This is a genomic window from Micrococcus sp. 2A, from assembly GCF_039519235.1.
Lineage (GTDB): Bacteria > Actinomycetota > Actinomycetes > Actinomycetales > Micrococcaceae > Micrococcus.
The window spans coordinates 1,203,358-1,228,131 of the sequence record NZ_CP154351.1 but is presented as its reverse complement, the minus strand read 5'-3'; the positions used below and the strand labels follow the sequence as shown (position 1 = coordinate 1,228,131).

Annotated in this window: 23 protein-coding genes and 1 tRNA gene; 3 read left to right on the top strand and 21 right to left on the bottom strand. The window is 74.3% G+C overall.

The window, feature by feature from the left end:
• Positions 1-40: 40 nt before the first annotated feature.
• Positions 41-122, bottom strand: a tRNA-Leu gene (locus AAG742_RS05750).
• A gap of 108 nt (positions 123-230) precedes the next feature.
• Between AAG742_RS05750 and AAG742_RS05745 the strand changes: the two genes are divergently transcribed.
• Positions 231-821: a response regulator gene (locus tag AAG742_RS05745; RefSeq protein WP_298710306.1), complete on the top strand. Its 591-nt coding sequence runs from the start codon at positions 231-233 to the stop codon at positions 819-821.
• A gap of 37 nt (positions 822-858) precedes the next feature.
• Here AAG742_RS05745 and pyk read toward each other — a convergent pair whose 3' ends face one another.
• The 11 genes from pyk to hisI form a co-directional block, all read right to left on the bottom strand.
• A complete protein-coding gene (gene pyk / locus AAG742_RS05740) occupies positions 859-2,340 on the bottom strand; it encodes a pyruvate kinase (RefSeq protein ID WP_298710308.1) in 1,482 nt (493 codons plus the stop codon).
• 53 nt (positions 2,341-2,393) lie between these two features.
• On the bottom strand, positions 2,394-3,851 hold the full coding sequence (locus AAG742_RS05735; RefSeq protein WP_298710310.1) for a glutamate synthase subunit beta: 1,458 nt from the start codon (positions 3,849-3,851) through the stop codon (positions 2,394-2,396).
• Entirely contained in the window at positions 3,844-8,472 is a 4,629-nt protein-coding gene (gene gltB, locus AAG742_RS05730; RefSeq protein WP_298710312.1) for a glutamate synthase large subunit, read from the bottom strand. Before gltB ends, AAG742_RS05735 begins: the two co-directional genes overlap by 8 nt.
• A gap of 180 nt (positions 8,473-8,652) precedes the next feature.
• Positions 8,653-9,657 (bottom strand): prolipoprotein diacylglyceryl transferase, encoded by a 1,005-nt coding sequence (lgt, locus tag AAG742_RS05725; protein WP_298710314.1) that lies wholly within the window; start codon positions 9,655-9,657, stop codon positions 8,653-8,655.
• A 2-nt stretch (positions 9,658-9,659) separates the two neighbouring features.
• Positions 9,660-10,463 carry a tryptophan synthase subunit alpha gene (gene trpA, locus AAG742_RS05720; RefSeq protein ID WP_248116939.1) on the bottom strand — a complete coding sequence of 268 codons (804 nt, stop codon included), beginning with the start codon at positions 10,461-10,463 and terminating at the stop codon, positions 9,660-9,662.
• Positions 10,460-11,785, bottom strand: coding sequence for a tryptophan synthase subunit beta (trpB, locus tag AAG742_RS05715; protein ID WP_298710317.1), 1,326 nt, complete (start codon positions 11,783-11,785; stop codon positions 10,460-10,462). Before trpB ends, trpA begins: the two co-directional genes overlap by 4 nt.
• A gap of 28 nt (positions 11,786-11,813) precedes the next feature.
• Positions 11,814-12,620 carry an indole-3-glycerol phosphate synthase TrpC gene (gene trpC / locus AAG742_RS05710; RefSeq protein ID WP_248116937.1) on the bottom strand — a complete coding sequence of 269 codons (807 nt, stop codon included), beginning with the start codon at positions 12,618-12,620 and terminating at the stop codon, positions 11,814-11,816.
• Positions 12,621-12,630: 10 nt separating this feature from the next.
• The gene (locus AAG742_RS05705) at positions 12,631-12,978 is read right to left on the bottom strand and encodes an HGxxPAAW family protein (RefSeq protein WP_298710319.1); all 348 of its coding nucleotides are present in this window, start codon (positions 12,976-12,978) and stop codon (positions 12,631-12,633) included.
• A 63-nt stretch (positions 12,979-13,041) separates the two neighbouring features.
• Positions 13,042-13,620, bottom strand: a complete 579-nt coding sequence (locus tag AAG742_RS05700) for a Trp biosynthesis-associated membrane protein (RefSeq protein WP_298710321.1) — start codon at positions 13,618-13,620, stop codon at positions 13,042-13,044.
• Positions 13,620-15,182: a chorismate-binding protein gene (locus AAG742_RS05695; RefSeq protein ID WP_298710323.1), complete on the bottom strand. Its 1,563-nt coding sequence runs from the start codon at positions 15,180-15,182 to the stop codon at positions 13,620-13,622. Before AAG742_RS05695 ends, AAG742_RS05700 begins: the two co-directional genes overlap by 1 nt.
• Positions 15,179-15,556 carry a phosphoribosyl-AMP cyclohydrolase gene (gene hisI / locus AAG742_RS05690; RefSeq protein ID WP_248116931.1) on the bottom strand — a complete coding sequence of 126 codons (378 nt, stop codon included), beginning with the start codon at positions 15,554-15,556 and terminating at the stop codon, positions 15,179-15,181. Before hisI ends, AAG742_RS05695 begins: the two co-directional genes overlap by 4 nt.
• 39 nt (positions 15,557-15,595) lie before the next feature.
• Here hisI and AAG742_RS05685 point away from each other — a divergent pair, with 39 nt between their 5' ends.
• Positions 15,596-16,333: a maleylpyruvate isomerase family mycothiol-dependent enzyme gene (locus AAG742_RS05685; RefSeq protein WP_298710325.1), complete on the top strand. Its 738-nt coding sequence runs from the start codon at positions 15,596-15,598 to the stop codon at positions 16,331-16,333.
• A gap of 24 nt (positions 16,334-16,357) precedes the next feature.
• Here AAG742_RS05685 and hisF read toward each other — a convergent pair whose 3' ends face one another.
• Genes hisF through AAG742_RS05670 form a run of 3 tightly spaced genes read right to left on the bottom strand, consistent with a single transcriptional unit; the run spans position 16,358 to position 18,341 of the window.
• Positions 16,358-17,128: an imidazole glycerol phosphate synthase subunit HisF gene (hisF, locus tag AAG742_RS05680; RefSeq protein WP_298710326.1), complete on the bottom strand. Its 771-nt coding sequence runs from the start codon at positions 17,126-17,128 to the stop codon at positions 16,358-16,360.
• A 52-nt stretch (positions 17,129-17,180) separates the two neighbouring features.
• Positions 17,181-18,029, bottom strand: coding sequence for an ATP phosphoribosyltransferase (hisG, locus tag AAG742_RS05675; RefSeq protein WP_298710328.1), 849 nt, complete (start codon positions 18,027-18,029; stop codon positions 17,181-17,183).
• 48 nt (positions 18,030-18,077) lie between these two features.
• Positions 18,078-18,341, bottom strand: a complete 264-nt coding sequence (locus AAG742_RS05670) for a phosphoribosyl-ATP diphosphatase (RefSeq protein ID WP_298710330.1) — start codon at positions 18,339-18,341, stop codon at positions 18,078-18,080.
• A 74-nt stretch (positions 18,342-18,415) separates the two neighbouring features.
• On the opposite strand from AAG742_RS05670, the gene AAG742_RS05665 reads away from it, so the two are divergent.
• Positions 18,416-18,832, top strand: coding sequence for a hypothetical protein (locus AAG742_RS05665; protein WP_298710332.1), 417 nt, complete (start codon positions 18,416-18,418; stop codon positions 18,830-18,832).
• A gap of 24 nt (positions 18,833-18,856) precedes the next feature.
• On the opposite strand, the gene AAG742_RS05660 is transcribed toward AAG742_RS05665, so the two are convergent.
• From AAG742_RS05660 to pnuC, 6 genes are all read right to left on the bottom strand, one after another.
• The gene (locus AAG742_RS05660; RefSeq protein WP_298710334.1) at positions 18,857-20,038 is read right to left on the bottom strand and encodes a DUF4232 domain-containing protein; all 1,182 of its coding nucleotides are present in this window, start codon (positions 20,036-20,038) and stop codon (positions 18,857-18,859) included.
• Positions 20,039-20,307: 269 nt separating this feature from the next.
• On the bottom strand, positions 20,308-20,790 hold the full coding sequence (ribH, locus tag AAG742_RS05655; protein WP_298710336.1) for a 6,7-dimethyl-8-ribityllumazine synthase: 483 nt from the start codon (positions 20,788-20,790) through the stop codon (positions 20,308-20,310).
• Positions 20,787-22,100, bottom strand: coding sequence for a 3,4-dihydroxy-2-butanone-4-phosphate synthase (ribB, locus tag AAG742_RS05650; protein WP_298710338.1), 1,314 nt, complete (start codon positions 22,098-22,100; stop codon positions 20,787-20,789). Before ribB ends, ribH begins: the two co-directional genes overlap by 4 nt.
• Entirely contained in the window at positions 22,097-22,753 is a 657-nt protein-coding gene (locus AAG742_RS05645; RefSeq protein ID WP_069941990.1) for a riboflavin synthase, read from the bottom strand. The genes ribB and AAG742_RS05645 overlap by 4 nt, the downstream gene beginning before the upstream one ends.
• Positions 22,754-23,890 carry a bifunctional diaminohydroxyphosphoribosylaminopyrimidine deaminase/5-amino-6-(5-phosphoribosylamino)uracil reductase RibD gene (gene ribD, locus AAG742_RS05640; protein WP_298710340.1) on the bottom strand — a complete coding sequence of 379 codons (1,137 nt, stop codon included), beginning with the start codon at positions 23,888-23,890 and terminating at the stop codon, positions 22,754-22,756.
• On the bottom strand, positions 23,887-24,591 hold the full coding sequence (gene pnuC, locus AAG742_RS05635) for a nicotinamide riboside transporter PnuC (protein ID WP_298710430.1): 705 nt from the start codon (positions 24,589-24,591) through the stop codon (positions 23,887-23,889). The genes ribD and pnuC overlap by 4 nt, the downstream gene beginning before the upstream one ends.
• Positions 24,592-24,774: the final 183 nt, after the last annotated feature.

Genomic DNA, 24,774 nt, shown 5'->3' with positions numbered 1-24,774 from the left:
GACTCCATGCCGGCGCCTCCTTCCGGCGGGTCGATGGGGGTGCCCGAAGTGGGACTCGAACCCACACGCCTCGCGGCACCGCATTTTGAGTGCGGCGTGTCTACCGATTCCACCATTCGGGCAGGTCCGCACGACGGCGGCCCCGACCACTCTAACAGGGGGCCTCAGGCGCACACGGTACGCTTCTTGCGCCCGGGCACCCGGCCCGGCCCCCTCACCCGGAGGTCCCCATGAGCCCCAACGCCGAGACCCCCCGCCTGCGCGCCGTCGTCGCCGAGGACGAGGCCCTCATCCGTCTCGACGTGGTGGAGCTGCTCACCGCGGCCGGCTACACCGTGGTGGCGGAGGCCGGCGACGGCAGCGCCGCCGTGGACGCCGTGCGCGAGCACCGCCCGGACATCGTCGTGATGGACGTGATGATGCCGGTCATGGACGGGATCGCGGCGGCCGGGGAGATCGCCCGGGACCGCCTGGCACCGGTCGTCATGCTCACGGCCTTCTCGCAGCGCGAGCTGGTGGAGCGGGCCCGCACCGCCGGGGCGATGGCCTACGTGGTCAAGCCCTTCACGGAGAGTGACATCGTCCCCGCGATCGAGCTCGCGGTCGCGCGCTTCGACGAGCTGCGCAGCCTCGAGGCGGAGGTCCGGGACCTGGACGACCGCCTCGAGACCCGCAAGGTCGTGGACCGCGCCAAGTCGCTCCTCCAAGAGCGCATGGACCTGACGGAGGCGGAGGCCTTCCGGTGGATCCAGAAGACCTCCATGGACCGGCGCCTCACCATGCGCGAGGTCGCGCAGACGGTCGTCGACCAGGTCGGCTGACGGCTGGCCGCCGCGGGCGCCGCGGCCGCCACGCCGCTCAGCGCGGGGAGTGCGCGGGCCAGAAGCCCACGGGCTCGCGCTCGGCGGGCGGGACGGCGACCCCGCTCGCGTCGTCGCCCACGCGGTGCACGCGCAGGGTGTTCGTGGAGCCGACCTGCCCGGGGGGCGAGCCGGCCGCGATCACGACGAGGTCGCCGCGCTCGGCGATGCCCTCCGAGGTGAGGGACTCCTCCACGAGGCGGGTCATCTGGTCCGTGGTCTCCGCGAAGGGGACCATCTTGGGGTACACCCCCCACGCGATGCACAGGATGTTGTGGGTGTGCTCGCGGTGCGTGTACGCGTAGATCGGCTGCCGCGGGCGCAGACGGGAGAGGCGGCGGGCGGTGTCGCCCGACTCCGTGAAGGTGGCGAGGAACGGCACGTCCAGCTGGTCGGCCACGTCGACGGCCGCCCGCGTGATCGCCCCGCCGCGCGTGCGCGGCCGGGAGCCGAGCGGGTGGATCATCTCGAGCCCGTGCGTCTCCGTGGACTCGATGATGCGCGCCATCGTCTCCACGGTCAGCACGGGGTACGTGCCCACCGAGGTCTCGCCGGAGAGCATGACGGCGTCCGCGCCGTCGAGCACGGCGTTCGCGCAGTCCGAGGCCTCGGCGCGGGTGGGGCGCGGGTTCTCGATCATGGACTCGAGCACTTGGGTGGCCACGATCACCGGCTTGGCCCAGCGGCGGGCGAGGTCCACGGCGCGCTTCTGCACCACGGGCACCTCCTCGAGCGGCAGCTCCACGCCGAGGTCGCCACGGGCCACCATGATCATGTCGAACGCGTCCACGATCGCCTCGAGGTTGTCCACGGCCTGCGGCTTCTCGATCTTGGCGATGACGGGGATGCGGCGCTCCTCCTCGTCCATGATCTCGTGCACGCGCTCGATGTCCGCGGCGTCGCGCACGAAGGACAGGGCCACCATGTCCACGCCGGTGCGCAGCGCCCAGCGCAGGTCCTCCTCGTCCTTCTCGGACAGGGCGGGCACGTCGACGGCGACGCCGGGCAGGTTGATGCCCTTGTTGTCCGAGACGTCCCCGCCGACCTCGACCTCGGTGACGACGTCCGTGTCGGTCACCTCGACGGCGCGCAGGCGCACCTTGCCGTCATCCACGAGGAGGGTGTCCCCCGGGCGGACGTCCCCGGGCAGGCCGGCGTGGGTGGTCCCCACGAGGTCCGCGGTGCCCTCGACGTCGCGCGTGGTGATGGTGAAGCGGTCCCCCGTCTCGAGGCCGTGGGGGCCGTCGGCGAAGCGGCCGAGGCGGATCTTGGGGCCCTGCAGGTCCGCGAAGATCGCGACCGGGCGCCGCTCCTCCACGCTGAGCCGGCGCACGCGCTCGAAGGAGCCCGCGTGCACCTCGTGGTCACCGTGGCTCATGTTGAGGCGGACCACGTCCGCCCCCGCCCGGATGATCGCGCGGGTGGTCTCGTCGGAGGCGGTGGCGGGCCCAAAGGTGGCGATGATCTTGGCGTGTCTCATGGGTCCACTCTAGGCACGGGCGCGCCCCCCGTCCGAGGGGCGCGCCCCGCCGTTCACCTCAGGACGAAGCCGTGGTCGGAGGGCCGGACCGGCGCCGGGAGCATGGTGTCCCCCGTGAGGAACCGGTCCACCTCGGCCGCGACGGCGCGGCCCTCGGCGATCGCCCACACCACGAGCGAGGCGCCGCGGGAGACGTCGCCGCAGGCGAACACGCCCGGGGCCTGCGTGGCGTACGTCTCGTCGCGGACCACAAGGCCGCGCTCGAGGCTCACGGCGGAGCGGTCCACGAGCTCGTCCAGGTCCGCGCCCGTGAAGCCGAGGGCCAGCAGCACGAGGTCGGCCGGGATCTCGTGCTCGGTGCCGGCGCGCGGGCCGCGGGTGCCGTCGGCCCGGATCTCGGTCTCGGCCACCTTCAGGGCGCGCACCCGGCCGTCCGCGTCGCCGAGGAACTCGACGGTGGAGGCGAGGTAGGTGCGCTCGCCGCCCTCGGCGTGCGCGGAGGCGACCTCGAACAGGGTGGGCACGGTGGGCCAGGGCTGATGCTCGGGGCGCTGCTCCGGCGGCCGCCTGCCGATCGCCAGCGTGGTGACCGAGGCGGCCCCCTGGCGGTGGGCGGTGCCGATGCAGTCCGCGCCCGTGTCGCCGCCGCCGAGGATCACGACGTGCCGGCCCTGGGCGCTGATCGGCTCGGGCTCGCCGCCGGCGACCCGCCGGTTGACGGGCACGAGGTAGTCCATGGCCAGGTGGATGCCGTCCAGGCCACGGCCCGGCAGGGGCAGCTCCCGGCCGACGGGGGCGCCGGTGGCCAGCACCACGGCGTCGTAGCGGCGCTGCAGCGCCTCCCAGCTCATGTCCGTGCCGATCCGCACGCCGGTGCGGAACCGGGTGCCCTCCTCGGTCATCTGGGCGATGCGGCGGTCGATCAGATGCTTCTCCAGCTTGAAGTCCGGGATGCCGAACCGCAGCAGCCCGCCGAGCGCCTCGTCCTTCTCGTGGACCACCACGGTGTAGCCCGAGCGGGTCAGCTGCTGGGCGGCGGCCAGGCCCGCCGGGCCCGAGCCGACGACGGCGACGGTCAGCCCGTTCTGCCGCTGCGGCGGGTGCGGGGTGAGGGAGGGCGCGTCGAAGAGGTGGTCCGCGATCGACAGCTCCACCTGCTTGATGGACACGGCCGGCTGATTGATGCCGAGCACGCACGAGGCTTCGCACGGGGCGGGGCAGATCCGGCCGGTGAACTCGGGGAAGTTGTTCGTGGCCTCGAGGCGGGCGCCGGCCTCGTCCCAGTCGTCCCGGTACACGAGGTCGTTGAACTCGGGGATGAGGTTGCCCAGGGGGCAGCCGGCGTGACAGAAGGGCACGCCGCAGTCCATGCAGCGGGAGGCCTCCGTGCGCACGATCGCCTCGTCCTGGCGCACGTGGACGTCCTTGAAGTCCATGATGCGGACGGGGACGGGGCGCGAGGGGCGAGCGACGCGCTCGCGATGCTTCAGGAATCCGCGCGGGTCAGCCACGGGTCACCTCCAGGATTCGGGCCCAGGCGGCGTCGCCGTCGGGGTCGGTGCCGGCGTCCCCGCTCTCGGTTCGGATCTCCTGCACGGCCGCGTAGCGGCGCGGCAGGACGGTGGTGAAGCGCTCCCAGAGCGCCTCGGCGGCCTCAGCGGGGCCGTCCAGCTCGGCGAGCAGGCGCGCGGCCAGGTCCGAGCCGGTGGCGGCCCGGTGCTCCTCGAGCAGCTCGCGGATCAGCGCGCGGTCCGCACCCTCGGGGCGGCCGAGCAGCAGCTCGTCCTCCTTGACGGCGAGCGGGTTGAGCTGAGCGGGGTCCAGGTCCAGGAAGAACCCGACGCCGCCGGACATGCCGGCCGCGAGGTTGCGGCCGGTGTCCCCCAGCACGAGGGCGGTGCCGCCCGTCATGTACTCGAGGCCGTGGTCGCCGATGCCCTCGACGACGGCGACCGCCCCCGAGTTGCGGACCAGGAACCGCTCCCCCACGCGGCCGTTGAGGAACAGCCGCCCCGAGGTGGCGCCGTAGCCCACCACGTTGCCGGCGATCATGTTCTCCTCGGCCGCGAAGGGGGCCTCGGGGTCGGGTCGCAGGGCCACCGTGCCGCCGGAGAGGCCCTTGCCCACGTAGTCGTTGGCGTCCCCGGACAGGGTGATGGTCACGCCGGCCGGCAGGAAGGCGCCGAGGGACTGCCCGGCCTCGCCGGTCAGCTCGATGCGGATGGTGTCCCGGGGCAGCTCGTCGTCGAGCCGGGCCGCGGTGACGCGGTGGCCCAGCAGGGTGCCCACGGAGCGGTCGGTGTTCACGAGGCGGTCCGTGACGGTCACGGGCGTCTCGGTGACCACGGCGTCCGCCACCTGGTCCAGCCAGCGCTGGTCCGCCTGGTCCTGGAGCCGGTGGTCCTGCTCCGTGAGCCGGCGGCGCGGGGCCTCCTCGGGCACCCCGGCGTCCGAGAGCACGCCGGACAGGTCCAGGCCCTCGGTCTTGAAGTGCCCGATCGCCGCGTCCTTGTGCAACAGGTCCTGGCGGCCGATCGCCTCGTCCAGGGAGCGCAGGCCGAGCTCGGCGAGCAGCTCGCGCACCTCCTGGGCGATGTACTCGAAGAACGTCACCACGAACTCCGGCCGGCCGGTGAAGCGGGCGCGCAGCTCGGGGTTCTGCGTGGCCACGCCCACGGGGCAGGTGTCCAGGTGGCACACGCGCATCATGATGCAGCCCGAGACCACGAGCGGCGCCGTCGCGAAGCCGAACTCCTCGGCGCCGAGCAGGGCCGCGATCACCACGTCCCGGCCGGTCTTGAGCTGGCCGTCCACCTGCACGGTCACGCGGTCGCGCAGCCCGTTGAGCCGCAGCGTCTGCTGGGCCTCGCTCAGTCCCAGCTCCCACGGCGTGCCGGCGTGCTTGAGCGAGTTCAGCGGGGAGGCGCCGGTGCCGCCGTCGTGGCCCGAGATGAGCACGACGTCGGCCTTCGCCTTGGTCACGCCGGCGGCCACCGTGCCCACGCCGGTCTCGGAGACCAGCTTGACGTGCACGCGGGCCTGCGGGTTGGCGCGCTTGAGGTCGTGGATCAGCTGGGCGAGGTCCTCGATCGAGTAGATGTCGTGGTGCGGCGGCGGGGAGACGAGGGAGACGCCCGGCGTCGAGTGCCGCGTGCGCGCCACCCACGGGTACACCTTGGCGCCCATGAGCTGGCCGCCCTCGCCGGGCTTGGCGCCCTGGGCCATCTTGATCTGCAGGTCCGTGGCGGTGGACAGGTACAGGCTCGTGACGCCGAACCGGCCCGAGGCGATCTGCTTGACGCGCGAGTTGCGCTCCGGGTCGAGCAGGCGCTCGGGGTCCTCGCCGCCCTCGCCCGAGTTCGAGCGCGCGCCGAGGCGGTTCATGGCCACCGCGAGCGTCTCGTGGGCCTCCTGGGAGATCGAGCCGTAGGACATGGCGCCGGTGGAGAACCGCGTCACGATCGACTCGACGGACTCGACCTCGGAGACCGGCACGCGCTCGCGCCCCTCCGTGGCGAGCCCGAGCAGGCCGCGCAGGGTCATCAGGTCCGCGGACTGCTCGTCCACGCGCCGCGTGTAGTCCTTGAAGATGTCGTAGCGCCGCTCGCGGGTGGCGTGCTGCAGGCGGAACACGGTCTCGGGGTTGAACAGGTGGGGCGGGCCCTCGCGGCGCCACTTGTACTCGCCGCCCACGGGCAGGCCCGAGGTGTCGCGCGGGCCCACGGTGGAGGCGGAGGAGCCGTCCACGGGGAACGCCGTGGCGTGGCGGGCCGCGGACTCGGCCGCGATCACGTCCAGCCCCACGCCGTCCATCGGCGAGCGGGTGCCCGTGAAGTAGCGGTCCACGAAGGACCGGGAGAGGCCGAGCGCCTCGAACGTCTGGGCGCCGCAGTACGAGGCCACCGTGGAGATGCCCATCTTAGACATGATCTTCTGCACGCCCTTGCCGAGCCCGTGGATGAGGTTCCGGGTGGCCTCCTGCTCGGTGACGCCGGTGAGCGTGCCGGTGCGCACGAGCTCCTCGGCCGTCTCCATGGACAGGTACGGGTTGACGGCGGAGGCGCCGTAGCCGATCAGCACGGCCACGTGGTGGACCTCGCGCACGTCGCCGGCCTCCACGAGCAGGGAGGTGCGGGTGCGCGAGGCGCTCGCCAGCAGGTGGTGGTGCACGGCCGAGGTGAGCAGCAGGGACGGGATGGGCGCCCACTGCGCGTTGGCGTCCCGGTCCGAGAGGACCACGTACTGCACGCCGCGCTGGACGGCCGCGGAGACCTGCTCGCAGATCTCCTTGAGGCGGGAGCGCATCTCCTCGGCGCCGCCGGCCACGAGGTAGAGCCCCTTGACCTTGAGGGCGCGGCGCGTGCCGTCCTCGGCGCGCACCGCGGCGATGCGGGCGAGCTGCTCGTTGTCCAGCACCGGGAAGGGGATCTCGACGGCGTCCGTCGTCACCTTGCCCGCGGCGAGCAGGCTCGCCTGGGGTCCGATGCACGTGCGCATCGAGGTGACCTGCTCCTCGCGGATGGAGTCCAGCGGCGGGTTGGTCACCTGCGCGAAGTTCTGCGTGAAGTAGTCGAAGAGCAGGCGCGGGCGCGGGGAGAGCACCGCGATCGGGGTGTCCGTGCCCATCGCCCCGAGGGGCTCGGCGCCGTGCCGCGCCATGGGCTCGATGATCGTGCGCACCTCCTCGTCCGTGTAGCCGAACAGGCGCTGGCGCAGGCGGACGGAGTCGCCGTGGTAGCGGACGGGCTCGCGCTCGGGCAGGTCCTCGATCCGCCGCAGCGAGTCGGCCACCCAGTCCTTCCACGGAGCGGAGGCGGCGATCTCGGCCTTGACCTCCTCGTCCTCGATGATGCGGCCCTGCTCGGTGTCCAGCAGGAACATCCGCCCGGGCTTGACCCGGCCCTTGCGGACCACGGTGGCCGGGTCGATGTCCAGGACGCCGACCTCGGACGCGAGCACCACGAGCCCGTCCCGGGTCTCCCAGTAGCGGGCGGGGCGCAGGCCGTTGCGGTCCAGCACAGAGCCGAGCTGCACGCCGTCGGTGAAGGCGATCGCGGCGGGGCCGTCCCACGGCTCCATGAGCATCGAGTGGTATTGGTAGAACGCGCGCCGGTCCTCGTCCATGGTGGTGTGGTTCTCCCACGCCTCCGGGACCATCATCATGATCGCGTGCGAGAGCGGGCGGCCGGCCAGGTGGATCAGCTCGGCCACCTCGTCGAACGAGGCCGAGTCCGAGCCGGAGGCGCTCACGATGGGGAACATCTCCTCGGGCACCTCGCCGAGCAGCGGGTGGCGCAGCTCGCCCTGGCGGGCCCGCATCCAGTTGCGGTTGCCCTTGACCGTGTTGATCTCGCCGTTGTGCGCGATCGTGCGGAAGGGCTGGGCCAGCGGCCACGAGGGGAACGTGTTCGTGGAGAAGCGGGAGTGGACCACGGCCAGGCGGGTCACGTACCGCTCGTCCGAGAGGTCCGGGTAGAACGGCTCGACCTGCGCCGTCGAGAGCATGCCCTTGTAGACGAGGGTGCGCGAGGACAGGGAGGGGAAGTAGACGCCGCTGCGCTGGGCGCGGCGGCGCAGGCGCCAGGCGCGGGCGTCCAGCGACTGGCCGGGGGCCTCGACGTCCTCGCCCGCGGAGACGGCAAGGAAGAGCTGCTCGAAGACCGGCACGACGGCGCGCGAGCCCGGGCCGAGCACGGACTCGTCGGTGGGGACGGGCCGCCAGCCGAGCAGGTCCAGGCCCTCGACGACGGCGGCCTCGGCGATCGCCTCCTGCGCGGCGGTGCGGGCGGCCTCGTCCTGGGGCAGGAAGGCGGTGCCGACGGCGTACTCCCCCGCCGCGGGCAGCTCGAAGGAGACGGTGGCGCGCAGCAGGGCGTCGGGGACCTGGGTGATGATGCCCGCGCCGTCGCCGGTGCCCTCGTCCGCGCCCACGGCGCCGCGGTGCTCGAGCGCCCGCAGGGCGGTCAGCGCGTCCTGGACGATCTTGTGGGTGGCCGGGCCGCGCAGGGTGGCGACGGCGGCGAGGCCGCACGCGTCCTTCTCCTGCTCCGGGTCGTAGAGACCCGCCGCCTCCGGCTGGGCCGCGAACGCGCGGAACGGGTCGGCGTGCGGGGTCTTCGATGGGTGCTGCATGGCGCGTCCTTCTCCTGTGGCCGGCCGGAGGGCCGGGGTGAGGAGGGGACGACGCTGGCCCCTGCGATGGTGAGCGGACCCTGCCTCGGGGATCGCCCGGCGGGTCGCGTTGCGCACGAGAGTAGCGAGGAAGGCGACCTGCGCCACATTCTCAGACGCGGATGTCCGAATGCTGGACGCTCAGCGGTCCTCGCGGACCCCCGCGGCCGTGGATCCGGCGCCGTCGTCGGGGCCCTGCCCCGCGACCGCCGCGTCGACGGGCGCGCCCGCGCCGGCCTCGAGGGCGGGGCCGCGGCCGGGCAGCCACACGGAGTCGTCCGAGCGCGGGCCGGCGGCGGCCGGGCCGTGCTTGACCAGGATGACGGCGAGCATCACGAGCGCCAGCAGGAGCATCACGATCGAGGTCCACACGTTCAGGCGCTGGGTGACCCCGAAGAGGGTGATCATCTCGGCGTCGTCGATCCGGAGCATCTCGATCCAGACGCGGCCGAGCGTGTACCAGGCCACGTAGGCCCACAGCATCGCGCCGTGGCGCAGGTGGAGGCGGCGGTCCAGCAGCAGGAGGAGGGCCACTCCGGCGAGGTTCCACAGGCTCTCGTAGAGGAACGTGGGGTGGAACAGCGTGTCGGCGGGCGTGCCCACCGGGAAGTTGGCGTGCGAGGGGTCGATCCGCAGACCCCACGGCAGCGTGGTGGGCGCGCCGAAGAGCTCCTGGTTGAACCAGTTGCCCCAGCGGCCCACGGCCTGGGCCAGCAGGACGCCCGGGGCGACGACGTCGCCGAAGGCGCTCAGGCGCAGCCCGTACCGGCGGCACGCGATCCAGGCGCCCACGGCGCCCAGCGCGATGGCGCCCCAGATCCCGAGGCCGCCGTTCCACACGTAGAAGGCCTGGACCGGATCGCCCGTGCCGTCGAAGCCCGGGCCGAAGTACCGGTCCGGGGAGGAGAGCACGTGGTAGAGCCGGCCGCCCACGAACCCGAACGGGATGGCCCAGATCGCGACGTCGAGGACCGCGCCCTCGGGGCCGTTCCGGTCCTCCCAGCGGCGCGAGGCCAGCCAGAGGGCCAGGATGATGCCGAGGATGATGCACAGCGCGTAGGCGTGGACCTTCAGCGGGCCCAGCTGCAGGCCGTCCCACGACGGGGACGGGATCGCCGCGAGGGGGGCGAGGGCACCGGCGAGCATGCTCAGGCCTCCCGCACGGTGCCGGCGGCCAGCTCGCGCGTCAGGGCCGCGACGGCCTCGGGGCCGCCGTCGGTGAGGGCGCGCACCAGCGCGGTCCCCACGATCGCCCCGTCCGCGAACGCCCCGATCTCGCGGACATGCTCGGCCTGGGAGACGCCCAGGCCCACGCACACGTGCTCGGCACCGGCCTCACGGGCGGCCCGGACGACGGCCTCGGCCGCGTCCGAGACCTGGTCGCGGGCGCCGGTGACGCCCATCACGGAGACGGCGTAGACGAACCCGCGCGAGGCCTCCACCGTGAGGCGCACGCGCTCCGGCGAGGACGAGGGGGCGGTGAGGAACACGCGGTCCAGGCCGTGGCGGTCCGAGGCCTCGAACCACTCCCCGGCCTCCTCGGGCACGAGGTCGGGCGTGATGAGCCCCGCTCCCCCGGCCGCGGCCAGGCGGCCCGCGAACTCCTCGACGCCCATCCGGTCCACGAGGTTCCAGTACGTCATGACGAGCACGGCCGCGTCGGTGCGGGCGGTCACCTGCCGCACGATCTCGAACACGTCCGCCACCCGGAAGCCGGCGGCGAGCGAGGCGGCCGTGGCGCGCTGGATGACGGGGCCGTCCATCACCGGATCGGTGTAGGGCAGGCCGATCTCGATCACGTCGGCGCCGTTCTCCCCGAGGGCGACGGCGGCCTCCACGCAGTCCGCCACGGAGGGGTAGCCGGCGGGCAGGTAGGCCACGAGGGCGGTGCGCCCGGCGTCGCGGGCGGCCGCGATCGCGGCGGCGGTCTTGGAGGTCACGTCGGTGCTCACTGCTCTTCTCCCGGGGTCAGCTCGTCCAGCGGGTCCTTCTGCTCGTCCGCCTCCCCGAGGCCGAACCAGGCCGCGGCCGTGGCCACGTCCTTGTCGCCGCGGCCGGAGAGGCTGACCACGATGATCCGCTCCTCGCCCTCGGCGGTGTCCGCGCCCACGAGGCCCTCGTCGGCCCAGCGGCGGGCCAGGCGCAGCGCGCCGGCCAGGGCGTGGGCGGACTCGATCGCCGGCAGGATGCCCTCGGTGCGGGTGAGCCGCTGGAACGCGGCCATGCACTCGGCGTCGGTGACGGGCTCGTACGCGGCCCGGCCGGTGTCGTGCAGGAAGGCGTGCTCGGGGCCCACGGCGGGGTAGTCCAGGCCCGCGGAGATCGAGTGCGAGTCGATGGTCTGCCCGTCCTCGTCCTGCATCAGGTAGGTGCGGGCGCCGTGCAGCACGCCGGTGCGGCCCAGGGTGATGGAGGCGGCGTGGCGGCCGGACTCGAGGCCCTCCCCGCCGGCCTCGAAGCCGTACAGCTCCACGCCCTCGTCGTCCAGGAACCCGTGGAAGAGGCCCATCGCGTTGGATCCGCCGCCCACGCACGCCGCGACGGCGTCGGGCAGGCGGCCGGTCTGGGCGAGGACCTGCTCGCGGGCCTCCTCCCCGATCACGGAGTGGAAGTACCGCACCATGGTGGGGTAGGGGTGCGGGCCGGTGACGGTGCCCATCAGGTAGTGCGTGGTGTCCACCGAGGCCACCCAGTCGCGCAGCGCCTCGTTGATGGCGTCCTTCAGGGTGCGGGCGCCGATGGTCACGGGGATGACCTCCGCGCCGAGCATCTGCATGCGGGCCACGTTGAGGGCCTGGCGGCGCGTGTCCTCCTCCCCCATGTACACGGTGCACTCCATCCCGAAGAGGGCGGCCGCGGTGGCGGTGGCCACGCCGTGCTGGCCGGCGCCGGTCTCCGCGATCAGGCGGGTCTTGCCCATGCGCCGGGCCAGCAGCGCCTGGCCGATCACGTTGTTGATCTTGTGCGAGCCGGTGTGGTTGAGGTCCTCGCGCTTGAGGAAGATGCGCACGCCCGGGGTCTCGGCAGCGAAGCGCGGCACCTCGGTGAGCAGCGAGGGCCGGTTGACGTAGTCCCGGAAGTAGCCGCGCAGCTCCTCCTCGAACGCCGGGTCCCGGCGCGCCACGTCGTAGGTCTCCGTGACCTCCTTGAGCGCCGCCATGAGGGACTCGGGCATCCACTGCCCGCCGTACCGGCCGAAGTACGGGCCCGGCAGGCCCTGGAACACGCCCTCGAACTCGATGGACGGCTGGGTGCTGGATCGCTCCGCGCTCATGGGCGGACCACTTCCTTCGGTCGGGGGGTCAGCGGACGGTGAGGGAGGCGGCGCGGAACGCGCGCAGCGCCGCCTCGGGGTGGCCGTGGCGCACGAGGGCCTCGCCCACGAGGACGGCGTCGGCGCCGGCGGCAGCGTAGGAGCGGATCTGCTCCTCGGACTCCACGCCGGACTCGGCGACGCGCACGACGTCCTCGGGGAGCCCGGCGGCCAGGGCCGCGTAGCGGTCCGGGTCGATGTCGAGGGTCTTCAGGTTGCGCACGTTCACGCCCAGGATCCGGGCGCCGGCGGCCACGCCGCGCTCGACCTCCCCGGGGGTGTGGGCCTCGACGAGGGCATGCATCCCGAGTGACTCCGTCAGCTGCAGGAGGCTACGCAGGCGTGCGTCGTCGAGGGCGGCCACGATGAGGAGCACGAGGTCCGCCCCGTGGGCGCGGGCCTCGTGGACCTGGTACTCCTCCACCGTGAAGTCCTTGCGCAGGACGGGCAGGGCGACGGCGGCGCGCACGGCGTCGAGGTCGGCCAGGCTGCCGCCGAAGCGTCGGGCCTCGGTCAGCACGGAGACGGCGGAGGCTCCCCCGCGCTCGTAGGCGGAGGCCAGGGCGGCGGGCTCGGGGATGTCGGCGAGGTGCCCCTTGGACGGGCTGGCGCGCTTGACCTCGGAGATCACGTGGATCCCCGCGGGGTCGGTGCGGCCGCCGGTCAGCGCCGCGTGCGCGTCGAGGGGGGCCGGGGCGGCCGCGACGAGCTCCGCGAGCCGCTCCTGAGGGAGCGATCGGCGGCGCTCGGCGAGGTCCTCGCGGACTCCCTCGACGATGTCGTCGAGGACGCTCACGGAGTGGGCCTCAGTGGCCGCGGCGGGCCGAGTCGGGCCGGGCCGACTGGCGCTTGGCCGACACGAGGCCCACGATGCCGCCGATCACGAGCATGGCGAGGCCGATCCAGATGAGGATCTGCAGGTCGGTGAGCGCACCGATGCAGCCGGCGAGGACGCCGAGCACGCCGAGACCGGCCATGATCCAGCCGCCCGGGGTGTTGCCGTGGTCCGGGACCTCCGCGTGCGTGGGGTCGCCCAGCACGCGGCCGTCCTCGGTGACGACGACCCCCGCGTCGACGCCGCGGTCCGCGTCGCGCTCCTCGCGCAGGTCGCGACGGCGGGTGCCGGAGGTGGTGGTGGTCTCGGTGTGGCTCATGGGTGTCCCTCACTCGACGTGGTGTGCATGACGACTGCCCCTCATTGTGCCACGGGACGCCGCTCAGGTCGGGTCGTGACCGCGCGAGAGGTCGTCCCACGCGTCCATCTCGTCCACCGTGGCGGCGGGTGCGGCCGTCGCGCCCGCGGGAGTGCCGGCGGGAGTGCCGGCGGCCGCCTCGTAGCGGCGGGCGGAGCGCCACGAGCGGGCCGAGGCCAGGGCGGCCGCCCCCGTGAGGGCGGCCAGGACGCCGGCCGCCGCGCACACCCACGGCCACACGGTCACGGCATAGGAGGCGGCGTCAGCGGTGGTGCCCGTGACGGCGGCGACGGCCGGGGTCGCCGTCGCCACCGGGTCCAGGGCGGCGAAGACGGCGGTCGAGGCGATGACCACGCCGGCCAGCACCGTCAGGAGGCCCACGACGACGGCGCCGACCCGGCGGGCCGTGGTCAGGGCGAGCGCCCCGGCCATCACGACGACGGCCATCGCGGTCGCCACGGGCGCCGCGGAGGCGCCCACGGCCCGCGCGTGGTCGGCGGTCCCACCCGTCAGGCCCGACGCCTCGACCCAGGTCTGCCCCGCGGTCGCGAGGACCAGCGCGCCGGAGGCGAGGGCGAGGAGCACCGCCGTGCGGCGGCGCATCACGCCTCCTCCAGCTCGGCGGCCGCGAGCACCGCACGCAGCGGGGCGGTGGCCTTGGTGACCGTCTCGGCGGCCTCGGCCCGCGGGTCGGAGTCCGCCACGATCCCGGCACCCGCCTGCACGTGGGCCTGTCCGCGGTGCAGGGTCACGGAGCGGATGTTGATGGCCATGTCCATGTTGCCGGCGAGGTCGAAGTAGCCGACGACTCCGCCGTACGGCCCGCGCTCGGTGGGCTCCCACTCGTCCAGCAGCTGGAGCGCGCGCGGCTTGGGGGCTCCGGAGAGGGTGCCGGCTGGGAAGGCGGCCCGCAGCACCTGGAGGGCGTCGACGTCGTCGCGCATGCGCCCCTCCACGTGGGAGACCAGGTGCAGGATGTGGCTGAACGCCTCCAGGCCCATGAACTGGGTGACCGCCACGGAACCGGCCTCGCACACGCGGGAGAGGTCGTTGCGGGAGAGGTCCACGAGCATGAGGTGCTCGGCGCGCTCCTTCTGGTCGTGGAGCAGGTCCTCGCCGAGGCGCGCGTCCTCCTGGGCGCTCGCCCCGCGGCGGCGCGAACCGGCGATCGGGTGCGTGACGACGTGCCGGTCCTGGACGGTGACGAGGGCCTCGGGCGAGGAGCCGACGATCTCGTACGGCTCCCCCTCGGGCGTCTCGAAGGAGAAGAGGTACATGTACGGGCTCGGGTTGACCGTGCGCAGCACGCGGTACACGTCCTCCCCGCTCACGTCCGTGGTCACGGAGAGGCGGCGGGAGAGCACCGCCTGGAAGACCTCGCCGTCCCGGATGGCCTGCTGGGCCTTCCCGACGGCGGCTCGGAAGCCCTCGGCCCCCCAGCGGTCCTCGGCCTGCGCCGCCACGTCCTCCGCGGAAGCGTCCAGCCAGCGGCGGGAGACGGCGCTCACGGGCTCGGGCACGGGCGTGCGGAGCCGCTCGACCATGGCGTCCAGCCGCGCGAGGGCGTCGTCGTGGGCCTGCTCGGCCCCGGTGGCGAGGCCGTTGCCGTTGATCGCGTTCGCGATGAGGGTGACGGTGCCGTCCACCGCGTCGTGCACGGCCAGGTCCGTGACGAGGTTCATGGCGAGGTCGGGAAGGCGAAGGTGGTCCTCGGGCGGGTGCGGCAGGTGCTCCCACGAGCGCACCGTGTTCCAGCCCAGGAAGCCGACGAGCCCCGAGACCAGGTGCGGCAGCGACACCCCCACCCGGTCCCGGACGTCCGTGCGCAGCAGGCGCAGGGAGTCGGCGAGGACCTCGAGGGCCGGGCCCTCGCGGCGCAGCCCCTCGGGGGGCGTGCCCTGCCAGTGGGCCTCGCCGTCGCGCGCCGTGAGGGTGGCCGCGGAGCCGGCGCCGATGAAGCTGTAGCGGGACCACGCGGCGCCCTGGGACGCGGACTCCATGAGGAAGGTGCCCGGACGCGATGCGGCGAGGCGGCGGTGGATGGCCAGGGGCGTGAGGCCGTCGGCGAGCACGGTGCGCACCACGGGGATCACGCGCGCGGTGTCCGCCAGGCGCAGGAACTCGGCGCGGTCGGGGGTGGCGTCGGAGGCGTGGGGGCGGGTCATCGGGCGTCCTCCTCGGGGGTGCGGCCCGTCAGGTCCGCGATCCGGCGGTCGGTGAAGCAGCTGGCGGTGCCGGTGTGGCACGCGGGCCCGGTCTGGTCGACGCGCAGCAGGAGCGTGTCGCCGTCGCAGTCCGCGCTGACGGCGAGGACGCGCTGTCGGTGGCCCGAGCTCTCGCCCTTGCGCCACAGCCTCCCGCGGGACCGGGACCAGTAGGTGGCCCATCCGGACTCGAGGGTGAGGCGCAGGGACTCCTCGTCCATCCACGCCATCATGAGCACCTCGCCCGTGTCGTGCTGCTGCGCGATGGCCGGGATGAGGCCCCGGTCGTCGAAGGTCAGGGACTCCGGGAGGCCGGCGGTCTGGGGGGTGCTCATGGAGGTCCATTCTAGGGAGCCGCGTGTAGCGTGGAGGCCATGGCCGAGACCCCCGCCGCCGCGCAGCACACCGCCACCGACTTCGCGGTGGCCTCGCGCGCCGCGCTGGTGGAGGCGCTGCTCGCCGCGGGCCCGGCGGCGCCCACGCTGTGTGAGGGCTGGCGCACGGAGCACCTGGCGGCCCACGTGCACCTGCGCGAGACCTCCCCCTCGGCCGCCGGGATCGTCCTGCCCGGGGTCGCCCGCCGCCGACTCGCCCAGCTCACGCAGGAGCTCGGCGACGCCCACGCCTCCGAGGAGGGCTACGCCGAGCTCGTCGCGCTGGTGGCGCGCGGACCCCTGCGCGCGCCCGGCGAGGGTCCCCGCGTCGCGGCCCGGCTGCGAGGGCTGGCCGCGGCCGCCCGCCGGACCGCCCCGGGACGGCGCGTGGCCGGCCAGGTGCAGCTGCTCGAGTTCTTCGTGCACACCGAGGACGTGCGGCGTGCGCAGGAGCGCTGGGCCCCGCGCATCCTCGCCGACGACTACGCGGACATGCTCTACACCCGCCTGCGCGGTCGCGCGCGGCTCCTCTACCGCGGGGCCGAGTCCGGGATCGTGCTCGCCCGCCGGCCCCGGCCCGCCTCGCGCGTGGACAACGCGCCCATCGTCGCGCGCCGGCCCGGCGAGGACGGCGTGAGCGTGCGCGTCACGGGGGCCGCCGGCGAGCTCGTCCTGCACGCGCACGGGCGACGCCGCGCCGCGCTCGTGACCACGGACCGCGTCACCGGCGCGGCCTGAGCCGCGCGGCGTGGTCCGTGCCCCTCAGCGGACGACGTGCCCCGCGGCGCGCAGCGCGTCCTTGACGCGGGCGAGCATGTCGTCCGGGCCGAAGTGGAACAGGGACGCGGCCAGCACCGCGTCCGCCCCCGCGGCCACCGCCTCCGTGAAGTGGGCCGGCTCCCCCGCGCCGCCCGAGGCGATCAGCGGCACACGGGTCACGGCCCGGACGTCGCGGATCATCTCGAGGTCGAAGCCGGCCCGCGTCCCGTCCGCGTCGATCGAGTTCAGCAGGATCTCCCCCACGCCGCGCTCGGACGCCTCCCGGCACCACTGCACCGCGTCGATGCCGGTCCCCGTGCGCCCGCCGTGGGTGGTGACCTCGTAGCCGGACGCACACGCGGGGTCCTGCGTGCGCCGCGCGTCGAGGGAGAGCACGAGCACCTGGGAGCCGAAGCGCCGGGTGATCTCCGTGATGAGCGCAGGGCGGGCGACGGCGGCGGTGTTCACCGAGGCCTTGTCCGCACCGGTGCGCAGGAGGCGGTCGACGTCGTCCACGGTCCGGACGCCGCCCCCCACCGTGAGCGGGATGAAGACCTCCTCCGCCGTGCGGGTGACGACGTCGTACGTGGTGGCGCGGTCCGCGGTGGAGGCGGTGACGTCGAGGAACGTGAGCTCGTCCGCCCCCGCGGCGTTGTAGCGGCGGGCGAGCTCGACCGGGTCGCCCGCGTCGCGCAGGTCCTCGAAGTTGACGCCCTTGACCACGCGCCCGGCGTCCACGTCCAGGCAGGGGATGACGCGGACGGCGACGGTCATGGCGGGGCTCCTTCGAGGCCGACGGGGGTGCGGACCGTGTGGTCCGAGGGGGTCAGAGGCGGATGGCGTGGATGGCGGAGATGAGGATGCCGCGGGCTCCGAGGTCGTACAGCTCGTCCATGATGCGGTTGGCGTCGCCCTTGCGCACCATGGAGCGCACGGCCACCATCGACTCGTCGCGCAGCGGGGAGACGGTCGGGGACTCCAGTCCCGGCGTGACCGCGGTGGCGCGGTCCAGGAGCTCGCGGCGGATGTCGTAGTCGATCATCACCCAGCGGCGGGCCACGAGGACGCCGTTGAGGCGGCGCAGCAGCACGTCGAGGCCCTCGGGCTGGGCGCCCCGGCGGCCGATCATGATCGCCTCGGAGTCGAGGATCGGCTCGCCGAAGACCTCCATGCCCGCGGCACGCAGGGTGTTGCCGGTCTCCACGACGTCGGCGATCGCGTCCGCCGCGCCGAGCTTCACGGAGGACTCGACGGCGCCGTCGAGGTGGACGACGGTGGCGTCCAGGCCGGTCCGCTCGAGGTACGCCGTGAGCAGGCCGTCGTAGCTCGTGGCGATGCGCCTGCCCGAGAGCTCGCCGGCCGCGCTGAACGCGCCGACCGGCGCGGCCAGGCGGAACACGGACCTCCCGAAGCCGAGCGCCATGACCTCCTCGGCGGTGTCTCCCACCTGCGCGTCGCAGAACAGGTCTCGGCCGGTCAGGCCGACGTCGAGGGTGCCCTGGCCGACGTACACCGCGATGTCGCGCGGCCGCAGGTAGAAGAACTCCACCTGGTTCTCCGGGTCGACGAGCACGAGCTCCCGGGAGTCGCGTCGCTGGCGGTAGCCGGCCTCCTGCAGGATCTCACGGGCGGCCTCGGCGAGGGCGCCCTTGTTCGGAACGGCGATGCGCAGCACGCGTCGGTCTCCTCGGGGTGCGGTGGGCGGGGAACGGGGCCGGCGGCCTCAGAGGTGGCGGTAGACGTCCTCGAGGCTGATGCCGCGGGCGATCATCATGGTCTGCACGTGGTACAGCAGCTGAGAGATCTCCTCGGCGGCGGCCTTATCCGACTCGTACTCGGCGGCCATCCAGACCTCGGCCGCCTCCTCGACGACCTTCTTGCCGATCGCATGGACGCCGGCGTCGATCTGGGCCACGGTGCCGGAGCCCTCGGGGCGCTCCTGCACCTTGCGCGTCAGTTCCGCGTACAGCTCGTCGAAGGTCTTCACGTGGGCCACTGTACCGAGCGCAGAGAGAGGTCGTGCGTGGGGCCGTCACTGTGACGGCCTGACACCATGGGGTCATGACGCACCGGCCTCAGCACGAACCCGCGCCGGGTCCAGTCCGCCGACCCACCGGGTTGATCGTCCTGTGGTGCGTCCTCGTCTTTCCCGTCCTCCTGACCGTGGTCATTGCCGTCGGCAGCGCAGCGTCCAACGCCTCCGGTCTCTTCGGCGATCACTACGTCGTGTACGCGTCAGTGGTGATCGGTCTGCTCTTTGCGGCCATCGCCACGACGGTGGCCGCGGCCCGTGCGAGCCGGCGCGGGCCTCGCAGGGCGTTCACCGCGGCCACCGTGATCCTGTTGTTGGTGCTGGCGGCACCGCTTGTCGCCGGCCTGGCCATGATGGCCGCCGACGAGTGGTGCGAGGGTCAACCGGGCGGACGCGGCGGCACGGAATTCCGCACCGAATCGGACATTCCCTCCGTCTGCCGGTGACAGTCCACCGATGCCGAACCCGGATCAGTCGCGCGGCGTCCAGGGTCCCACGCGGAGCTCAGCGCCCCCTGGGACGTCGTCCTGGAGGTCGAACGGGGCCGGACCCCGGCTACCGGAGTCCTCCGACTCCGCGACCTGCGCCGGGACGATCGGGCCTCCGTGTCCCAGGGACACGGACACCGTCTGCGGCGCGCTCTGGTCGGCCCTGGCGCGGTAGCCGGGCCAGAGCAGGGCGGCCACGGCCTGCTGCCCCGGCTCCAGGACCACGCCGAGGTCGGGGTCCTCCTGGGCCGCCTGCTCCGGGGTCAGCACGGTGGTGGTCGCGGTCATCGGCTCGAGGTGCAGGTCGATCGGGTCGCCGCCCTGCACGATCTCGACCTCCGGGCGGCCGTGGAGGGCGCAGGCGGCGTCTCCCGTGTTCACGGCAGTGACGCCCGCCGAGGAGGTCCCCATCGCAGAGTCGAATCCGCCGATCCGGACCAGGAGCAGCTCGGGGGTACAGGCTGGCACGCCCGCGGGAACAGGCGCCGGGGCCGGGCGGATCGCGTCCTGCGGCTCCGCTGCGGGAGGCGGTGACGCCGTCGGCCACGGCTCAGACTCGATGACCGGCGGAGAGGCGGGGGGCGGATCGGTCTCGGGCTGCGGCTCAGACACCGGCCAGGCGGACCATACGGCGACAAGCAGGAGCACCGCGGCACCGGGCCCCACGATCCGCATGGACGCCACCGGCAGCGGCATCGTCTCCTTCGCAGGCATACGGGCTCTGCGGCGGCGGGCGGCCCGCCGGGTCACGCTGAAGAGCAGCAGGTGGAAGGCCGGCAGGCTCCACGGCGCCAGCAGTAGCAGCGGCACGGTCTGGGGCACCTGATGCACGGTGAGCGCGTACGCCGTCGCCACCGTGGCGGTGGCGCAGGCGAGCCCAGCACCACTGAGAACACCCGCGAGCAGCCATGCCTGGCGGTCGCCGCCGACCACCGGACGCAAGAAGGTGCGGCCCACCAATGCGACGGCGACAACGGTGGTTGTCAGGAGGGCGATGCCCAGGGGCAGGGCCCAGATCGCCGCCGCCCGGGTGACGGCGACGCCCACCACTCCCAGCACTGCGACGGCACCGGCCGCTACGCCCTTCTCCGGATGCCTGCGGTGACCGTGTGCGGTGCTGGGCTGCCGGAATCCGGCGGCGGCCCAGCCGAGCGCTGCGGTCACGGCGGCGACAAGTGCCACACGTCTGTAGTGCTCGCGCGGGCCGGACCACGCCGGGCCACATTCGGGGACGTCACAGTCCAGCACGAAGGAATCGAGGCCGAGCCGGAGGGCATGGAGGCCGGCCGCCAGAGACACGGCGAGGGAGACCGTCAACAGGACCAATCCCAGCACACCCACGCTCGGTGCGGCAGACCCGGGGCGGCTGCGGGGACTGGCCTGCCGAGAGGTGCTCACGGCAGGAGCGTAACCAACGCCCCGCCCGGCCGCCCTCAGTCCCGCGGCGTGACCGAGCGCAGCGCGAGCTCGGTGAGCACCGCCGCCTCGAGGGCCTCGCGGCCCTTGTCCTCGCGGGATCCGGGCAGGCCCGCCCGGTCGCGCGCCTGCTGCTCGGTGTCCACGGTCAGCACGCCGAAGCCCACGGGAACGCCGGTGCGCGCCGAGACCTCCGTCACGCCCTGGGTCACGGACTGGCACACGTAGTCGAAGTGCGGGGTGTCCCCGCGCACCACGACGCCGAGGACCACGACGACGTCGAAGCGCTCCGCCAGCCGCGCCGCAGCGACGGTGAGCTCGACGGTGCCGGGCACCCGCACGAGCCCGGGCTCCAGGCCCAAATCCACCGCGGCGGCCTGCGCCCCGGCGATCAGCCCGTCCATGATCTCGGTGTGCCACTGGGCGGCGACGATCGCCACGTTCAGGCCGCTCGCAGCGGCGGGGTCGGGGGTGAAGGTCGGGGCTCCGGCGCCGCTCATGGGATGTCCTCCTGGTGGGTGGGGTGGGTCGGGTCGGTGGTCGGGTCATCGGCCGGCGTGGCGGGTCCGCCGGTGGCCGTCGGCGGTTCGAGCACGCGGTCCGCCAGGGCGTGGGCCATCCGGTCCCGCTTGGTGCGCAGGTAGACGACGTTGTGCTCGGTGACGGGCGTGGGGGCCGGGACACGCTCGACGACGTCGATGCCGGCCGCGCGCAGCCCCGCGACCTTCACCGGGTTGTTGGTGACGAGGCGGATGCGCCGATGGCCGGCGGCCGTGAGGACGGCGGCGGCCCCGGCCCAGTCGCGCGCCTCGGCGGGCAGACCGAGGGCGAGGTTGGCCTCGACGGTGTCCATCCCCTCCTCCTGGAGCCGGTAGGCGCGGATCTTGTTGGCCAGGCCGATGCCGCGTCCTTCGTGGCCCCGGAGGTAGAGGACGGCGCCGCCCTCGGCCGCCGCGCGGGCAAGCGCGTCCTCGAGCTGGGGGCCGCAGTCGCAGCGCAGGGACCCGAGCACGTCGCCGGTGAGGCACTCCGAGTGCACGCGGACGGTGAGGGGACGCTCCGGGTCGGTCTCCCCCGCCACGAGCAGCAGGTGCTCGGCCCCGGTCTCGGCGTCCACGTGCACACTCACGCGGAACAGGCCGTGCCGGGTCGGCAGGGTGGCCTCGGCGGGGACGGCGGTCAGGGTCGGCGTCGTCTCCTCCAGGTGGGCCACGAGGTCCTCGATGGAGATCAGCACGAGGCCGTGCTCGTCGGAGAACTCCCGCAGGGCGGGCAGGCGCATCATGGTGCCGTCGTCGTGGACGAGCTCGGCGATGGCGGCCACGGGCGCGACGCCGGCCAGGCGGCACAGCTCGACGCCGGCCTCGGTGTGGCCGCGGCGGGCCCGGACGCCGCCGGGGACGGCGCGCAGGGGGAACACGTGGCCGGGCCGGGTCAGGTCGCCGGGGGCGGCGCCGGGGTCGGCGAGCACGCGGAGGGTACGGGTGCGGTCGGCGGCGGAGATGCCGGTGGTGACGCCGGCGGCGGCGTCCACGCTCACGGTGTAGGCGGTGCCCTTGGGGTCCTCGTTGACGGTGGTCATGGGCGGCAGGGCCAGGCGGTCGGCCAGGCCGGCCGGCAGGGGCGCGCAGATGACGCCCGAGGTGTGGCGGACGGTGAAGGCGGTGACCTCGTCGGTGGCCAGGGCGGCCGCGTAGATCAGGTCGCCCTCGTTCTCGCGGTCGGCATCGTCCACGACGACGACGGGCCGGCCCGCGGCGATCGCGGCGATCGCCGCGGGGACGGGGTCCAGACGGATGTGCTCACTCACGGGCGGGCCTCCTCGGTGGGTGCGGCGGGGGCGGACGGGATGAGCGCGAGGCGCTCGGCGTACCGGGCGAGCACGTCGGTCTCGAGGTTGACGCGGTCGCCCGGCCGCAGGGCGCCCAGGGTGGTGGCCTCGAGCGTGGCCGGGATGATGCCGACCTCGAACCAGTGCGCGGCCGCGCCCGGGTCGGAAACGGCGGTGACGGTGAGGGAGACGCCCTGCAGGGCGATGGCCCCCTGCGCGGGGACGTAGCGGGCCAGGCGGGCGGGCAGGCCGATGCGCAGGGTGGTCCAGGCCCCGTGCGGGGTGACCGCGAGGACCTCGCCGGTCCCGTCCACATGGCCCTGGACCACGTGCCCGTCCAGGTGGTCGGTGGGGCGCAGGCAGCGCTCGAGGTTGACCCGGTCCCCCGGGGCGCGGTCGCCGAGGCTGGTCATCCGCAGCGTCTGGCCCATGAGGTCGGCACGGAACACGCCGGGGCGCTCCGTGGGCCCGTCGAGGGCCGTGAGGCACACGCCGTCGACGGCGAGCGAGCCGCCGGCGGGCAGCCCGTCGAGGGCCCCGCCGGCGTCGAGGGTCAGCAGGGCGGTGTCGGCGGCCGCGTCGTGCTCGAGGGCGACGACGGTGCCGAGATGGGTGACGATGCCGGTGAACACTCAGTCCTCCTGGAAACGGGTCGGGGCGGGGGCGGTGGGCAGGCGCGGGGCCGGCACCGGGCTCAGGTGGGTCCAGACGTCGACCCCGAGGGCACGGACGGGGCCGCCCTCCGCGGGGTCGGGGTGCCAGCGCAGTCCCTCGGACAGCGTGGCGACGTCGAGGCCGGCGACGGCGGCGCGGCCCGGGCCGAGCAGCAGGGGCGCGGTGTAGACCATCAGCTCGTCCACGAGGCCTACGCGCAGCCACGCGCCGAGCACGCGGGGTCCGCCCTCGATGAGCACGTGTGCCGGGCGGTCCCCGCTGCGGGGCCAGGGCCCGGGATGGGCGGCGAGCGCGGCGAGGACGGCGTGCGGGTCGTGGTCCCGCACGTGCAGCGGGACCGGGTGGCGGCGCAGTGCGGCGCCGTCGGGCACGGGCCGGTGACCCTGGACGACGGGCACGGGCTGGTGCGCGAGTTCGGCGCCGGCGGCGTCACGGGCGGTGAGGCGAGGGTCGTCGGCCAGGACGGTCCCCGTGCCGACGACGATGGCGTCCACGCGGGAGCGCACCTCGTGGGCGTGGACGCGGGAGTCCGGGCCGGTGATCCACTGGCTCGTGCCGTCGGCGGCCGCGGCGTGGCCGTCGAGGGACTGGGCGAGGTGCCCGGTCACCCACGGGCGGCCCGCGTCGCGGACCTCGCGCCAGCGGGCGGTGAGCGCGAGTGCGGCCGCCTCGCCGGTGGGGCCGGTGACGTGCACCCCGTGCGCGGCGAGGCGGGCCGCGCCGCCGCCGTCGTGACCGGTGGGGTCCGCCACGGCGTAGCGCAGTGCGCCGATCCCCGCGTCCAGGACGGCCTGCGAGCAGGGGCCGGTGCTGCCGGTGTGGTCGCAGGGCTCGAGGGTGACGTGCAGCGTCAGGCCGGCGGGGTCGAGGGCGGCCAGGGCCGGATCCGTGGCACGGGCGGCCCGCCAGCGGGTCAGGGCGTCGATCTCGGCGTGGGCGGTCCCCCGTCCACGGTGGTACCCGACGGCCAGGACGCGGCCGGCCTCGTCGGTCAGGACGGCCCCGACGAGGGGGTTGGCGCCGCGCACGCCGCGCAGCGCGGCGCGGACGGCGAGGTCCATGGGGTCGGCGGACGGGGTCTCGGCGGCGCTCATCGGACGACGTCCCCCTCGGGGCCGTCCGGCAGCAGCGTCTCCACGGCGGGCTTGTCCCGGTCCTTGGCGCGCAGCCACACGAAGAAGCCGATCAGGGTGAAGACCCCGTAGAACGCGTACATCACCGCGGAGGCGTAGTAGCCGCTGCTCCACAGCAGGGGGACGCCGACGACGTCCACGGCCACCCACACGAGCCAGAACTCCACCCAGCCGCGGGCCATGCCGTACGTGGCGAGCAGGGAGCCGACGAAGGTCCAGGCGTCCGCCCACACCGGCTCCCACGAGCCGAGGGCGCGGAACACCGGGGTGAGGGCGAGGGTGCCGATCAGCAGGCCCAGCACGAGGAGCGTCCGCCCGCCCCGGCCGGCCCACTCGGGGGTGATCGCGGGGGCGTGGTCGCCGCGGCCGCGGCTCGCGGCCCGCCAGCGGACCCAGCCGTACACGGAGACCGCGATGAACATGACCTGGCGGCCGGCCTGGCCGAGGAGCGTCGCGTGGTCGGCGCCGCCGAAGAGGGAGGCGAGGAACACCGTGAGCAGGAGCGCGTTGCCGATGATCCCGACGGGCCATGCCCAGACCTTGCGGGCCATGCCGCCGAGCGCGGAGGCCAGCCCGAAGAGGTTGCCGATCACCTCCCGCACCAGGAGGCCGCCGCCGGCGACGGGGATGGTCCAGGTGAAGACGTCCACGAGCCACTGCATGGGGGCTGACGCCACCTCCTCGGTTCGGGACTCCGAGGGGTGCGCTCCGCAGCCCTCCCGCGTCAGCGCGCAGGACGGCACGGCCGCGTGCCTCTCCCATCCCGACTGTACGGTCGGCACCGGAATTCCACCGGTCAGGCCGCGGTCCCGGACCCTCGGGTGAGGGCGGGGCGCGCGGTTAGC

Coding starts and splice junctions, on each gene's coding strand:
- AAG742_RS05745 (WP_298710306.1), top strand. CDS start 231: ATGAGCCCCAACGCCGAGACCCCCCGCCTGCGCGCCGTCGTCGCCGAG.
- pyk (WP_298710308.1), bottom strand. CDS start 2,340: ATGAGACACGCCAAGATCATCGCCACCTTTGGGCCCGCCACCGCCTCC.
- gltB (WP_298710312.1), bottom strand. CDS start 8,472: ATGCAGCACCCATCGAAGACCCCGCACGCCGACCCGTTCCGCGCGTTC.
- lgt (WP_298710314.1), bottom strand. CDS start 9,657: ATGCTCGCCGGTGCCCTCGCCCCCCTCGCGGCGATCCCGTCCCCGTCG.
- trpB (WP_298710317.1), bottom strand. CDS start 11,785: ATGAGCGCGGAGCGATCCAGCACCCAGCCGTCCATCGAGTTCGAGGGC.
- AAG742_RS05705 (WP_298710319.1), bottom strand. CDS start 12,978: ATGAGCCACACCGAGACCACCACCACCTCCGGCACCCGCCGTCGCGAC.
- AAG742_RS05700 (WP_298710321.1), bottom strand. CDS start 13,620: ATGCGCCGCCGCACGGCGGTGCTCCTCGCCCTCGCCTCCGGCGCGCTG.
- AAG742_RS05695 (WP_298710323.1), bottom strand. CDS start 15,182: ATGACCCGCCCCCACGCCTCCGACGCCACCCCCGACCGCGCCGAGTTC.
- hisI (WP_248116931.1), bottom strand. CDS start 15,556: ATGAGCACCCCCCAGACCGCCGGCCTCCCGGAGTCCCTGACCTTCGAC.
- AAG742_RS05685 (WP_298710325.1), top strand. CDS start 15,596: ATGGCCGAGACCCCCGCCGCCGCGCAGCACACCGCCACCGACTTCGCG.
- hisF (WP_298710326.1), bottom strand. CDS start 17,128: ATGACCGTCGCCGTCCGCGTCATCCCCTGCCTGGACGTGGACGCCGGG.
- AAG742_RS05665 (WP_298710332.1), top strand. CDS start 18,416: ATGACGCACCGGCCTCAGCACGAACCCGCGCCGGGTCCAGTCCGCCGA.
- ribH (WP_298710336.1), bottom strand. CDS start 20,790: ATGAGCGGCGCCGGAGCCCCGACCTTCACCCCCGACCCCGCCGCTGCG.
- ribD (WP_298710340.1), bottom strand. CDS start 23,890: ATGAGCGCCGCCGAGACCCCGTCCGCCGACCCCATGGACCTCGCCGTC.
- pnuC (WP_298710430.1), bottom strand. CDS start 24,591: ATGCAGTGGCTCGTGGACGTCTTCACCTGGACCATCCCCGTCGCCGGC.